Source organism: Streptomyces siamensis (assembly GCF_039543605.1).
Lineage (GTDB): Bacteria > Actinomycetota > Actinomycetes > Streptomycetales > Streptomycetaceae > Streptomyces > Streptomyces siamensis.
Genome location: NZ_BAABKB010000010.1, coordinates 179,760 through 192,324, shown reverse-complemented (window position 1 = coordinate 192,324; position 12,565 = coordinate 179,760). Strand labels below are relative to the sequence as shown.

General features: G+C 72.3%; 12 protein-coding genes. 9 read left to right on the top strand and 3 right to left on the bottom strand.

Annotation, left to right across the window (positions count from 1 at the left end; all coding sequences use genetic code 11):
• Positions 1-113 precede the first annotated feature (113 nt).
• The 5 genes from ABEB03_RS17375 to ABEB03_RS17355 all read left to right on the top strand — a co-directional run bounded on the left by ABEB03_RS17375 (position 114) and on the right by ABEB03_RS17355 (position 5,806).
• On the top strand, positions 114-1,931 hold the full coding sequence (locus tag ABEB03_RS17375; protein WP_425589255.1) for a CocE/NonD family hydrolase: 1,818 nt from the start codon (positions 114-116) through the stop codon (positions 1,929-1,931).
• Positions 1,932-2,050: 119 nt separating this feature from the next.
• Positions 2,051-2,293 (top strand): LapA family protein, encoded by a 243-nt coding sequence (locus ABEB03_RS17370; protein WP_345649185.1) that lies wholly within the window; start codon positions 2,051-2,053, stop codon positions 2,291-2,293.
• Positions 2,294-2,319: 26 nt separating this feature from the next.
• The gene (locus tag ABEB03_RS17365) at positions 2,320-2,880 is read left to right on the top strand and encodes a GNAT family N-acetyltransferase (RefSeq protein WP_345649182.1); all 561 of its coding nucleotides are present in this window, start codon (positions 2,320-2,322) and stop codon (positions 2,878-2,880) included.
• Positions 2,881-2,884: 4 nt separating this feature from the next.
• Positions 2,885-3,781 (top strand): arginase family protein, encoded by an 897-nt coding sequence (locus ABEB03_RS17360; protein ID WP_345649179.1) that lies wholly within the window; start codon positions 2,885-2,887, stop codon positions 3,779-3,781.
• Positions 3,782-3,832: 51 nt separating this feature from the next.
• Positions 3,833-5,806 carry a DUF5107 domain-containing protein gene (locus ABEB03_RS17355; RefSeq protein WP_345649176.1) on the top strand — a complete coding sequence of 658 codons (1,974 nt, stop codon included), beginning with the start codon at positions 3,833-3,835 and terminating at the stop codon, positions 5,804-5,806.
• 180 nt (positions 5,807-5,986) lie between these two features.
• Here the strand turns inward: ABEB03_RS17355 and ABEB03_RS17350 are convergent, their stop codons facing one another.
• On the bottom strand, positions 5,987-6,337 hold the full coding sequence (locus ABEB03_RS17350) for a VOC family protein (RefSeq protein WP_345649173.1): 351 nt from the start codon (positions 6,335-6,337) through the stop codon (positions 5,987-5,989).
• 171 nt (positions 6,338-6,508) lie between these two features.
• Between ABEB03_RS17350 and ABEB03_RS17345 the strand changes: the two genes are divergently transcribed.
• The 4 genes from ABEB03_RS17345 (at position 6,509) to ABEB03_RS17330 (ending at position 11,261) form a co-directional block, all read left to right on the top strand.
• A complete protein-coding gene (locus tag ABEB03_RS17345; RefSeq protein WP_345649170.1) occupies positions 6,509-7,000 on the top strand; it encodes a phage holin family protein in 492 nt (163 codons plus the stop codon).
• Between the two features lie 179 nt (positions 7,001-7,179).
• Positions 7,180-8,523 (top strand): NAD(P)/FAD-dependent oxidoreductase, encoded by a 1,344-nt coding sequence (locus ABEB03_RS17340; RefSeq protein WP_345649167.1) that lies wholly within the window; start codon positions 7,180-7,182, stop codon positions 8,521-8,523.
• Positions 8,520-10,367 (top strand): transketolase, encoded by a 1,848-nt coding sequence (locus tag ABEB03_RS17335; protein ID WP_345649164.1) that lies wholly within the window; start codon positions 8,520-8,522, stop codon positions 10,365-10,367. Before ABEB03_RS17340 ends, ABEB03_RS17335 begins: the two co-directional genes overlap by 4 nt.
• 108 nt (positions 10,368-10,475) lie before the next feature.
• The gene (locus ABEB03_RS17330; protein WP_345649161.1) at positions 10,476-11,261 is read left to right on the top strand and encodes a GvpL/GvpF family gas vesicle protein; all 786 of its coding nucleotides are present in this window, start codon (positions 10,476-10,478) and stop codon (positions 11,259-11,261) included.
• Positions 11,262-11,403: 142 nt separating this feature from the next.
• Here the strand turns inward: ABEB03_RS17330 and ABEB03_RS17325 are convergent, their stop codons facing one another.
• Together ABEB03_RS17325 and ABEB03_RS17320 are read right to left on the bottom strand one after the other, a co-directional pair.
• The gene (locus tag ABEB03_RS17325) at positions 11,404-11,574 is read right to left on the bottom strand and encodes a hydrophobic protein (protein ID WP_345649158.1); all 171 of its coding nucleotides are present in this window, start codon (positions 11,572-11,574) and stop codon (positions 11,404-11,406) included.
• Between the two features lie 43 nt (positions 11,575-11,617).
• Positions 11,618-12,439, bottom strand: a complete 822-nt coding sequence (locus ABEB03_RS17320; protein ID WP_345649153.1) for a class I SAM-dependent methyltransferase — start codon at positions 12,437-12,439, stop codon at positions 11,618-11,620.
• Positions 12,440-12,565 lie beyond the last annotated feature (126 nt).

Below are 12,565 nucleotides of genomic sequence, written 5' to 3'. Positions count from 1 at the left end.
TCAACAACATGCAGCACGGTGATTGACCTCCGTCTGACACGTGTCACAGCATGACTTCCGGCCGGTACTTACCGGTCGGTAGTCGTTTCGCGCTCATTCGGGTCGTCCTCACCGTGGAGGTCCATGTGTCCCGTCGCCCGCGAGTGCCCGGATCCCGCTCCAGGCGATCCGGTGCCCCGCTCGCCCTGGCTCTCGCAGCCGCGCTCACGGCTCCGCTCGCGTTCACCGCACCCGCGTCCGCCGCGCCCGTCCCGTACTCCGTCACCGCGCTCACGTTCACGGTCGAGGCCGGCGGGCGCACCTGCACGATCGACGCCGACCTGTACCGGCCCGCCGGAGTGGACCGCGACCACCCCGCACCCGCCGTGCTCGCCACCAACGGCTTCGGCGGCAGCAAGTCGGACGGTTCGACGGACGCGATCGGCAAGGCGTTCGCCGCCCGTGGCTATGTGGGACTCGTCTACTCCGGGCTGGGCTTCGGTGGATCGGGGTGCCTGATCTCCCTCGACGACCCGCGCATCGACGGCGTGGCGGCCTCCCGGCTGGTCGACTTCCTCGCCGGCACACGCGCCGCGGACGACGGCACACGGGCCGACTACGTGGCGCGGGACGGCAAGGCCGATCCCCGCGTCGGCATGATCGGAGGCTCGTACGGCGGCGCCGTCCAGATGGCCACCGCCGCGGTGGACCACCGCGTCGACGCCCTCGTCCCTCTCATCACCTGGCACGACCTCGCGTACTCCCTCGACCCCAACAACGCCGGCGGTGCGAGCGAGGTGCCCGGCGCCTTCAAATGGCAGTGGGCCAACGGCTTCTACCTGATCGGCGAGACCCAGCCGCTGACCGAACCGAACCTGGACCCCTCCCGGATCAACGACCTGACCTGCCTGCACTTCGTGAGTGACGCCTGCCGGACGGTGCGGACCCTCAACTCGGGCAGCTACCCGGCGGCCAGGACCGGGCCGCTGCTCGACTACGCCCGCAGCGTGTCGCCCGTCTCCTATCTACGGGGGGTACGCGCGCCGACCCTCCTCGTCCAGGGCCAGGCCGACAGCCTGTTCAACCTCAACGAGGCGACGGCGACGTACAAGGCGCTCAAGGCCCAGGGCACCACGACCACCATGATCTGGCAGTCGTGGGGTCACAGCGGCGGGCTCACCGACCCGGCGAGCGGCGAACTCAATCTGTCGCAGGGCAACTTGGAGACGAGTTACGTCGGCAAACGGATCCTCGCCTGGTTCGACCGCTATCTGAGGCACCGTGAGGACGCCGACACCGGACCGGCGTTCGCGTACTACCGCGACTGGATCGCCGATCCAGGTCACACCTACGCGACGGCCGGCCGGCTGCCCTCGCTCAGCCGCGCGCTCTACCTGTCCGGTGACGGAAAGCTCGTCGACGACCGCAAGAAGGTCGCGCGCGGCAGCCGGGAGTACCGCAACCTGCCGCTGCCCACGAGCCACTCCGAGAGCTCCCTCGCCGGGGTCGTCGGACTGCCCGACCCGGCGCCGTACGACACACCGGGCACCTACCTGGGCTGGACCAGTGAACCGCTGCCCCGTGCGGTCGACGTGGTCGGAGCGCCCCGGGCCACGCTGAAGGTCGTCTCACCTGGGACGGAGCGTGTGCAGCACTCCGGCGACGCCGCGGACAAACTGGTCCTCTTCGCCAAGCTCTACGACGTGGCGCCCGACGGCACCAAGACGCTGGTGCACCGCCTGGTGGCACCCGTGCGGGTGCCGGACGTCACGCGGCGCTTCACCGTCTCGCTGCCGGGGATCGTGCACCGGTACGAGGCGGGACACCGGCTCCGGTTCGTCGTCGCCGCCAGCGACGACGCCTACTTCGGGAACAAGGGGGTGAAGCCGGTGACCGTCACCAGCTCACCGGGGGACACCGGGGTACTGGAGCTGCCGGTCGTCGGGGACTGACGCGGGGACCGACGGAACCCGGCGACCGGCCAGGGTGACCCGTGACCGTGGGCGGTCACGGGTCACCCGTAGGAACGTCCCACCGCGCGTGCCGCGACCGCGCCGCCCATGCTGGGCGCATGAGCCCGAAGACCTCCGAGAGCGAGGGCGGGAACGGCAGCGGCGGACCGGCGACCCCCGGCAGGATCAGCATCGCGGCCCTGGCCCTGCTCACCCTGATCTTCGTCTTCGAGAACAGACGCAGCACGAAGATCCGGCTGCTCGGCCCTGAGGTGACCATGCCGCTGTGGATGGCCCTCCTCGGCACCGGCGCGATCGGCGGGCTCTGCGGCGCGTACGCCGTCAGGAAGCGCCGCAGCTGAAACACCCGTTCGCGTAAGGTGACGGAATGCCTGACTACCTCGCCGAAGGCCCTCGTGTGGGCATACGCCACTTCACCCACGAGGACGGCCCGGAGTTCACCGCCCGGGCCCGCGAGAGCAAGGAACTGCACCAGCCCTGGCTCTTCCCGCCCGACAGCGCCGACGCCTACGCCCGGTACGCGGGACGGCTCATCGACGATCCGACGAAGGCCGGCTTCCTCGTCTGCGAACGCGAGCACGGAGGCATCGCCGGGTTCATCAACATCAACAACATCGTCGAGGGCGGCTTCCTGTGCGGAGCGCTGGGGTACGGCGCCTTCGCGCACGCCGCGGGCCGCGGGCTGATGGCCGAGGGGCTCGACCTCGTCGTGCGGTACGCCTTCGGCGCGATGGGGCTGCACCGGCTGGAGATCAACGCGCAGCCGGGCAACGCCGGCTCCCTCGCGCTCGCCCGGCGGTGCGGGTTCCGGCTGGAGGGCTTCTCGCCGGACTTCATCCGCATCGACGGGGTCTGGCGGGACCACGAGCGCTGGGCGATCACGGCGGAAATGGTCTCTTCCCGCCCGGCGGACGCCGGGACAGGATGAGTCCATGCGGAACATCGTGGTCCTCGACGCGCCCTCCAACCTGGGCCTGCGGCCCCCGGCGCCGGGCACCGTCCCCGGCTGCTACAAGCTGGCCGGCGCCCTGCGCGAGCAGCGCATCGTGCAGCGGCTCGGCGCCCTGGAGGGCGGTGCCGTCGTCCCGCCGCGCTACGACCGGGGCGACTGGCAGGAGGGCGACGGCGTCTTCAACGCCGCCGCCATCGCCGCGTACACCGTCAAGCTCGCCGACCGCATCGAGCACCATGTCCGCGCGGGTGACCTGCCCGTCGTCCTCGGCGGCGACTGCTCCATCCAGTTGGGAGCGTCGCTGGCGCTGCGCCGCATCGGCCGCTACGGCATCGTCGCCGTCGACGGATCCGCGGACTTCCGCCACCCCGGCAACTCCGACCGGATCGGTGCCGCGGGCGGCGAGGAACTCGCCCTGGCCACCGGCCGGGGCCAGGACGACCTGACCGACCTGGAGGGGCTGAGGCCCTACCTGCGCGACGAGGACGTACGGCTCTTCGGCATCCGCGACTACGACACCGAGCGGGACGAGCTCGCCGCGCTGAAGATCCCGACGGTGACCGTCGGAGAACTGCGCGAGTGGGGTGCCGACGCCCTCGCGCGGGCGACCGTGCAGACCCTCGAACAGCCGCACCTCGAGGGCTTCTGGGTACACCTCGACGCCGACTGCCTCGACCCGTCGGTGATGCCCGCCGTGGACAGCCCCGACCCCGACGGACTGCTCCCCGACGAACTCCTCGCCCTGCTGCGCCCCTTGGTGCGCTCCCCGCACTGCGTCGGCCTCAACATCACCATCTACGACCCCGACCTGGACCCGGACGGCACGGCGGGGCAGTTGCTCACCGACCTCGTCGTCGCCGCCTTTGCGGAATCCTGACCGCATTCTTGCGAGCACAGCCCCTGGTCACTTCCCGCAGGACCATGTTCCATGGTCATCGTGACGACGATCCGACGTGACGTACTGACGCTCCCTGCGGCGGACCTGGGCCCCAGCAATCCGCTGCCTCCGCTGCTGACCCTCGACGAGGCGCACCGCATCGACGAGCGGGACCGCGAGGGCCTGCCGCGCGACATGGCCCGGCAGATCGGCTACGAACCCCTGCACAGCGTCCTGCCGGAGCGCATCCGGGACGGATACGGCAGGGCACGCATCCCCCGCGAACTCGACGCCGTCGTCATCGAGAACGACCGGCTGCGCGCCACCGTGCTGCCCGGCCTCGGCGGCCGGATCGTCTCGCTCCTGCACAAACCCACCGAGCGCGAACTCCTCTACCGCAACCCGGTGGTGCAGCCCGCCTGCTTCGCCCTCAACGGCGCCTGGTTCTCCGGCGGCATCGAGTGGAACATCGGCGCCACCGGCCACACCACCCTGTCCTGCTCACCCCTCCACGCCGCCCGTGTGCCCGCCCCCGACGGCGGCGAGATGCTGCGCCTGTGGGAGTGGGAGCGACTGCGGGACCTTCCCTTCCAGGTCGATCTGTGGCTGCCGGACGGCTCCGACTTCCTGTACGTCGGCGTCCGCGTGCGCAATCCGCACGAGCGGCCCGCGCCCGTGTACTGGTGGTCCAACATCGCGGTCCCCGAGGAGCGCAGGGTCCTGGCGCCGGCCGACGAGGCCTGGCACTTCGGGTACGAGCGCCGGCTGCGGCGCATACCGGTGCCGTCGTACGACGACGCCGACCGGACGTACCCGCTCAACAGCCACTTCCCCGCCGACTTCTTCTACGAGGTGCCCGACGGGCAGCGCCGCTGGATCGCGGCGGTCGACGAGGCGGGCGACGCACTCGTGCAGACCTCGACCGACCTGCTGCGCGGACGCAAGCTGTTCGTATGGGGCTCGGGACCGGGCGGGCGGCGCTGGCAGGAGTGGCTCACCGAGCCCGGGACCGGCGGCTACTGCGAGATCCAGGCCGGACTGGCGCGCACGCAGCTCGAACACGTACGGCTGGAGGCGGAGAGCGAGTTCTCGTGGCTGGAGGCCTACGGGCCGCTGACCGTGGGAGCCGAGGCGGCGCACGGCGAGGACTGGGCGGCGGCGCGTGCGGAGGCCGAGTCCCGGCTGGAGGACGTCCTGCCGCGCCGGGACGTCGACGCCGCGTACGCCGCCTGGCTGCCGCACGCCGACACCGACCCCGGCGAGGTGCTCGCCGTCGGTTCGGGCTGGGGAGCGCTGGAGGTCCTGCGCTCCGCCCACAAGCTGCCCGGTACGCCGTTCGAGGAGTCCACGCTCGGTGAGGCGCAGGCCCCCTGGCTCGAACTCCTGCGGACCGGTGCGTTTCCCGAGCCCCGGCGGGTCGGGCCGCCCGGTGAGACGCTGGTCGCCCCGCACTGGCGGGACATGCTGGAGACCGCGCCCGCCGTGCCGCTGGCCGAGTACCACCTCGGGGTGGCCCAGTGGCACGCCGGCGACTCGGCGCAGGCCGTGCGCAGTTGGGAGCGTGCCCTCGAACTCGCCCCGTCCCTGTGGCCCTTGCTCCGCTGTCTCGCCGTCGCCGACGCGCAGGCGGGCAACAGGGAGCGGGCCGCCGACCGGTACGTCGAGGCGTTCGACGACCTGTGCCGTGAGCGGCGGGACTCCGGGGAGGTGTGGACCGCGGCGACGACCGCGCTGGGACGGGAGGCCGTGGAGGCGCTCCTCGCGGTACGGCGGACCCGTCAGGCGCGGTCCGTGTGGGAGCGGCTCGGCTCCGGCACCCGCGCGCGGGGCCGGTTCCGTCTGATCGAGGCGCAGCTGCTGCTCGCCGAGGGGGACGTGTCCGCGGCCCGCGCCGTCTTCGACGAGGGGTTCGAGGTGGCCGACCTGCGCGAGGGCGCCGAGGTGATGTCCCAGGTGTGGGCCCGCCTGACCGACGATCCGCTGCCGGCGCGGTACGAGTTCCGCATGCGGCCGCCCACGGACTGACCGGCCCGAGGCACGCGCCCGGGCGCTCCGCCGGGGGCTCCGTCTGTACGGGAGTCCCCGTGGGGGCGGGCGGACCGGCACCGGAGAGCCGCCGGAGGCCCGCCGGACCGGCACCGGAGCCCCGGGGGCCCGCCGGACCGGCACCGGAGCCGCCGGGGGCCCGCCGCCCGTTCCGGACGGCTACTCCGCTCTGCGGTCCACGTACTCGTACACCGATCCGTCCGGATGCATGGCGATCAGGTTGCGGCCCGCCGGAGTGGCGACGGGACCCGCGAGCACGTGCGCGCCCGACTCGGTGAGGACACGGTGGGCCTCGTCGACGTCCTTGACGGCGATGGTCGCGGCGACCTTGCGCAGGACCTCCAGTTCGGCCTCGGGCCCGCTCATCAGCAGGAAGCACCCGACAGCGGCCACGGAGACACCGCCGCGCTCGAAGCGGAGGGCGCTCCCGCCGGCGAGTCTCTCGTAGAACGGGACCGAGGCCTCCAGGTCGTCGACGCAGATACGCAGCGTGGCTCCCAGAATCTCCATGGGAGGAGCCTAGTTGGGGCCGCCCGGACGGGAGATCGTTTCGCACGGATCCCGCACACCGCGGGAGCACCGCACCCGCCGGCCCGCCGGAGCGCGCAGCCGCCCGGGTCCGCCCCCGGACCGGCCGCCTACCTCGCGTTATGCCACTGCCGGGCCGGGTACTCGGCGGCCATGGAACGCTTGGATCATCTGGAACACCTGGACAAGGACCTCGTCGACGAGCTGGCGCAGGTGGCCCGCGAGACCGTACGGGACGAGCTGCGCGAACAGACCCGCAAGCAGCGCCGCACGGCCACGCTGTACGCGGCGTCCGGCGCCCTGGCCCTGTACGCGGGCGCCGCGCTGGCTCTGGCCATCGGCCTGGGCCTCGCCGCGGGGCTGCCCGGCTGGGCCGCCGCCCTGATCACCGCGGCACTGCTCGGAGTGGTGGCCTTCGTGCTGCGCGGCATGGCCCGGCCGTCCACGCACCCGCACGGACGCTCCGCGCACCCGCACGGGCACACCGACCCCGACCACGTCGTCGGCGGTTCGGCCCCGGCCGCTCCGCCCAGCGGCCTCGGCATGCCCTACCCGCCGGTCCCGCCCGTCCCCCCGGGCGCCCCCGGCAGCACCCCCCACATTCCCGGAACGGACTATCCGGATGCGCCGCATCACCGCGCGTGACGGACACCGCGTGCGCTGACCGTGACGCACGCCGCGTGCGGTGACGGCGACTCGTCGCCGCGGCGCTCCCGACGTGAACCCGGACGACACGGGTGAGACGCTGGGGGCGCCGGTGTTTGGGTGCCCGCGCCCTGGGGACGCGGAAGAGCCCGTACGAGCGACACCGCCGGAGGCGAACCGTGAGTCGACCCCGCATCCTGATCGTCGGTGCCGGCTTCGCCGGGTACCGGACGGCCCGCGTCCTGTCGCGGCTGACCCGGCACAAGGCCGACATCACCCTGCTCAACCCCACCGACTACTTCCTGTACCTGCCCCTGCTGCCCCAGGTGGCCGCCGGCGTGCTGGAGCCGCGCCGCGTCACCGTCTCGCTCACCGGAACCCTGCCGCGGGTGCGCCTCGTGCTCGGCGAGGCCGACGGCATCGACCTCGACGCCCGCACCGTCCACTACACCGGCCCGGAGGGCGACGGCGGCACCCTCGGTTACGACCGCCTCGTCCTCGCCGTCGGCAGCGTCAACAAACTGCTGCCCGTGCCGGGCGTCGCCGAGTACGCGCACGGCTTCCGCGGCCTGCCGGAGGCGCTCTACCTCAGGGATCACGTGACCCGGCAGGTGGAGCTCGCCGCCGCTGCCGACGACCCGAAGAACTGCGCCGCACGCTGCACCTTCGTCGTGGTGGGCGCCGGCTACACGGGGACCGAGGTCGCCGCCCAGGGAAAGCTGTTCACCGACGCGCTGGTGCGCAAACAGCCGTTGTACGACGGCATGCGGCCCCGCTGGCTGCTCCTCGACGTCGCGCCGCGTGTCCTGCCCGAACTCGACGAGCGGCTCTCGCGCACCGCCGACCGCGTGCTGCGGCAACGCGGCGTCGACGTGCGCACCCAGACGTCCGTCGAGGAGGCCACGCCCACCGGGGTCCGGCTCAGCGACGGGGAGTTCGTGGACACCCGGACCCTGGTGTGGTGCGTCGGCGTCCGCCCCGACCCGCTGGTCGCGGGACTCGGCCGGCCCCTGGAGCACGGGCGGCTGCTCGTCGACCCGTACCTCCAGGTGCCCGGCCATCCCGAGGTGTACGCGTGCGGGGACGCCGCGGCCGTGCCGGATCTGGACCGGCCCGGGCAGTACACGCCGATGACCGCCCAGCACGCCTGGCGGCACGGACGGATCGCCGGACGCAACGTGGCCGCCTCGCTCGGCATCGGCAGCCGCCGCGCCTACCACCACCGCGACCTGGGCTTCACCGTCGACCTCGGCGGCGCCAAGGCCGCCGCCAACCCGCTCGGCGTCCCGCTGTCGGGGCCCGTCGCCGGAGTGGTCACCCGCGGCTACCACCTCGCCGCCATGCCGGCGAACCGCGTCCGGGTCGCCGCCGACTGGCTGCTGGACGCCGTACTCCCGCGCCAGGCCGTACAACTCGGTCTGGTCCGCTCGTGGTCCGTCCCCCTGGACACCGCGTCGCCGGAACTGGCACGCGTGCCCGGTGCACCGGCGAAGCACGCCGACCGACCGGAAGGAGCGTCATGAAGACCCGTCAACTCAACGAGCTGGCACAGCAGTTGCGTGTGGACAGCGTGCGCGCGGCCGCCGCCGCGGGCTCCGGGCACCCCACGTCGTCGATGTCCGCGGCCGATCTCATGGCCGTACTGCTCGCCAACCACCTGCGCTACGACTTCGAACGCCCCCAGCATCACGGCAACGACCGGTTCATCCTCTCCAAGGGCCACGCCTCGCCCCTGCTGTACTCCGCCTACAAGGCCGCGGGGGCCATCAGCGAGCCGGAGCTCCTCACCTTCCGCAAGCGGGGCAGCCGGCTGGAGGGCCATCCCACGCCCCGGCGGCTGCCGTGGGTGGAGACCGCCACCGGTTCCCTCGGACAGGGGCTCCCCGTCGCCGTGGGCGTCGCGCTCGCCGGCAAACGGCTGGACCACACCGGCTACCGGGTGTGGGTGCTGTGCGGGGACAGCGAACTCGCCGAGGGCTCCGTCTGGGAGGCCGCCGAGCACGCCGGATTCGAGCACCTCGACAACCTCGTCGCGATCCTCGACGTGAACCGCCTCGGCCAGCGCGGGCCGACCCGGCACGGCCACGACCTGGACGCCTACGCCCGGCGTTTCCGGGCCTTCGGCTGGCACACCGTCGAGGTCGACGGGCACGACGTGGACGCGATCGACCGCGCCTACGGCGAGGCCGGATCGACCGCCGGACAACCGACCGCGATCATCGCCCGCACCCTCAAGGGCAAGGGCGTCGCCTCCGCCCAGGACCGCGAGGGCCTGCACGGCAAACCGCTGCCCGACCCCGAGGAGGCCGTCGCGGAGCTGGGCGGGGTCCACGAGCGGCACGTGGAGGTCCAGCAGCCGCCCGCCGCACGGACCGTGCACGCCGCGCACTCCGCACACCTCGACCTGCCCCGCTACGACACCGGTGACGAGGTCGCCACCCGGGACGCCTACGGGCAGGCGCTCGCCGCGCTCGGCACCGCACGCGGCGACGTCGTGGTCCTGGACGGCGAGGTCAGCGACTCGACGCGCGCCGAGTTCTTCGCCAAGGAGCATCCTGACCGCTTCTTCGAGTGCTACATCGCCGAACAGCAGCTGGTCGCCACCTCGGTCGGCATGGCGAGCCGCGGCTGGGTGCCCTACGCCTCGACCTTCGCCGCCTTCCTGACGCGCGCCCACGACTTCGTCCGCATGGCGGCGGTCAGCGGCTCCGGCATCAACCTGGTCGGTTCGCACGCGGGCGTGGCCATCGGGCAGGACGGGCCCTCCCAGATGGGCCTGGAGGACCTGGCGATGTTCCGCGCGCTGTACGGGACGACCGTGCTCTACCCGTGCGACGCCAACCAGACGGCCAAGCTCGTCGCCACCATGGCCGACCTGGAGGGCATCCGCTATCTGCGCACCTCGCGCGGCGACAGCCCCGTGATCTACAGCCCCACGGAGGAGTTCCCGGTCGGCGGCAGCAAGGTGCTGCGCGCCAGTGGCCAGGACCGGCTGACCCTGGTCGCGGCCGGTGTCACCGTCCACGAGGCGCTGGCCGCCGCGGAGGCGCTCGACCGCGAGGGCATCCAGGTCCGGGTCGTCGATCTCTACTCGGTCAAGCCCGTCGACCGCCGGACCCTGCGCGACGCCGCCGAACAGACAGGCTGCCTCGTCACGGTCGAGGACCACCGTGAGGAGGGCGGCATCGGGGACGCGGTCCTGGACGCCTTCCTGGACGGCCGACCGGTGCCCCGCCTGGTGCGCCTCGCCGTCCGTACGATGCCCGGTTCGGCGAGCCCGGGCGAGCAGCTGCACGCCGCGGGCATCGACGCCGAGGCGATCGCGGCGGCCGCGCGGCTCCTGGTCGAGACGGCGGTGGTGCGCTGAGCGGCGGGTGAAGGCGGAGGACGCAGGACGACGCGAAGGTATGCCGAGCGGCGCGTGCGGGCGGACAATGCCGAAGCCGCGCCGACCGGGCCCGAAGGAGGAGAGCGCATGACTGGTCTGCGGTACGTCTACGCGATCTGCCGGCCGTTCCCCGCGGCCCTGTCGGCCGAGCTGACCGGTGTCGCGGGAGCCCCGGCCCGCCAGGTCCTGCACGAGGACCTGGTCGCCGTGGTCGGCACGGTCCCGGAGAAGGACTTCGCCGTGGAGCCGCTGCGCGGTCGTCTGCGGGATCCGGAATGGGTGGGCGAGACCGCCCTGGCCCACGAGTGCGTCGTCGACGCGCTCACCACCGTCACCAGCCCGCTGCCCGTGCGGCTCGCCACGGTGCTCCGCGACGACGCCGCCGTGCGCCTGATGATGCAGGAAGGGCACGACCGGTTCGTGCGCGCCCTCGACCGGATCGACGGGCGGGTGGAATGGCGGGTGCGGATCTACGCCGAGACCGGCGGGCCCGCCGCATTCGAAGGCGCCGGACCCGACCTCGCGGGGTTTTCCGGCGCGACGGCGGAAGGCCGGGTTCCGGCGAATGCCGAGGAATACGCCCGGCAATTGCATGACGACCTGTCGCGCCGCGCCGAGGGCGCGTGTTTGCACCCGCCACGCAATGTGGAGCTCTCCGGGAAGTCCGGCACGAATGTGCTCGACGCCGCCTATCTGGTTCCTCGAATGAAATCGGAGGAATTCGTGGAGCGTGTGCGTCGGGCACAGCATGAGGAGTCAGGTTTGCGGGTGGAATTCACCGGACCGTGGGCTGCCTACGCCTTCACCGGGGAATCCACGTTCGCGGGCGAATTGGCATGGCCTGCGTGCGACACCACCGTCCATCACGTCTGACCTGCGCTGCGACACGACGTCCATCACGTCCGACCTGCACGGGGTATGAGACGAGCGGCCCGCGGACCGGATGACCGGTCCGCGGGCCGCTTTTGTCTCTCTCCCGGAACTCCCAACAACTCCCGGAATCAGACCGGGATGGCTACCACCTGTACCACCGGCCCCTGCCGCCACCGGCATTCGTGCCGCGCACCAGGAATCCGAGCAGCCACAGGACGAGCACCGCCAGCGCTATCCACCAGAGAAGTTTCACCGCGAAACCGGCACCGAAGAGAATCAGGACCAGAAGCAGTACCAGCAAGATGGGAACCATAGTGTTGACCTCCTGCACGTCCGAGTGTCCCGGAACCGGAGAATCAGGCCTCCTTGCGGCAGAGAATTTCTCCGTGCAGGACCGAGAACCAGCCGTCCTCCTCGCGCCCCCACTCCCGCCAGGCGTCCGCCACCGCCCGCAGCTGTTCCGCCGTCGCGTGACCGGCCTGTGTGGCCCGCTCCGCGTACGCCGAGGCCACCGTGCGGTCGGCCCACAGCCCGCTCCACCACGACCGCTCGTCCTCGGTGGCGAAGGTCCAGGTGCTCGACGAGGCCGTGACGTCCCGGATGCCGGCGGTCAGCGCCCACGACTTGAGACGGCGTCCGGCGTCCGGCTCGCCGCCGTTGGCGCGGGCCACCCGCAAGTACAGGGCCAGCCAGTCGTCCATGCCCTGCGACAGCGGGTACCAGGTCATGGCCGAGTAGTCCGAGTCGCGGACCGCGATGAAGCCGCCCGGCTTGGTGACCCGGTACATCTCGCGCAGCGCCTGGACCGGATCGCCGACGTGCTGCAGCACCTGGTGGGCGTGGACCACGCAGAAGGTGTCGTCCGGGTACTCCAGCGCGTGCACGTCGGCGACCGCGAACTCGACGTTGTCCAGACCGCGTTCGGCGGCCAGGGCGCGGGCCTGGTCCAGGATGCCCGGCGCGTGGTCCACGCCGGTGACGTGCCCGTCGGGGACCAGAGCGGCCAGGTCGGCGGTGATGGTGCCAGGACCGCAGCCGATGTCCAGGATCTTCATGTGGGGCTTCAGCGAACCGAGCAGGTAGGCCGCCGAGTTGGCGGCGGTGCGCCAGGTGTGCGAACGCAGCACCGACTCGTGGTGGCCGTGCGTGTAGACGGCGGTCTCCTGCGACTTCGACATGACCGTTCCCCTTCGCGTCGTACGGGACCTCGCGGGGTCACGTACGCACCCCGCGAGGCGATGCCATCACCGTACGCGCTCATGTCGAATGATGAGACCAGCATCTTGCTATGTGGACGGCTGGGT

Bases quoted from the DNA above. Each gene is read 5' to 3' on its own strand.
- ABEB03_RS17330 (WP_345649161.1), top strand. From the start codon at position 10,476: ATGACTGGTCTGCGGTACGTCTACGCGATCTGCCGGCCGTTCCCCGCG.
- ABEB03_RS17345 (WP_345649170.1), top strand. From the start codon at position 6,509: ATGGAACGCTTGGATCATCTGGAACACCTGGACAAGGACCTCGTCGAC.
- ABEB03_RS17350 (WP_345649173.1), bottom strand. From the start codon at position 6,337: ATGGAGATTCTGGGAGCCACGCTGCGTATCTGCGTCGACGACCTGGAG.
- ABEB03_RS17365 (WP_345649182.1), top strand. From the start codon at position 2,320: ATGCCTGACTACCTCGCCGAAGGCCCTCGTGTGGGCATACGCCACTTC.
- ABEB03_RS17325 (WP_345649158.1), bottom strand. From the start codon at position 11,574: ATGGTTCCCATCTTGCTGGTACTGCTTCTGGTCCTGATTCTCTTCGGT.
- ABEB03_RS17370 (WP_345649185.1), top strand. From the start codon at position 2,051: ATGAGCCCGAAGACCTCCGAGAGCGAGGGCGGGAACGGCAGCGGCGGA.
- ABEB03_RS17355 (WP_345649176.1), top strand. From the start codon at position 3,833: ATGGTCATCGTGACGACGATCCGACGTGACGTACTGACGCTCCCTGCG.
- ABEB03_RS17335 (WP_345649164.1), top strand. From the start codon at position 8,520: ATGAAGACCCGTCAACTCAACGAGCTGGCACAGCAGTTGCGTGTGGAC.
- ABEB03_RS17320 (WP_345649153.1), bottom strand. From the start codon at position 12,439: ATGTCGAAGTCGCAGGAGACCGCCGTCTACACGCACGGCCACCACGAG.
- ABEB03_RS17360 (WP_345649179.1), top strand. From the start codon at position 2,885: ATGCGGAACATCGTGGTCCTCGACGCGCCCTCCAACCTGGGCCTGCGG.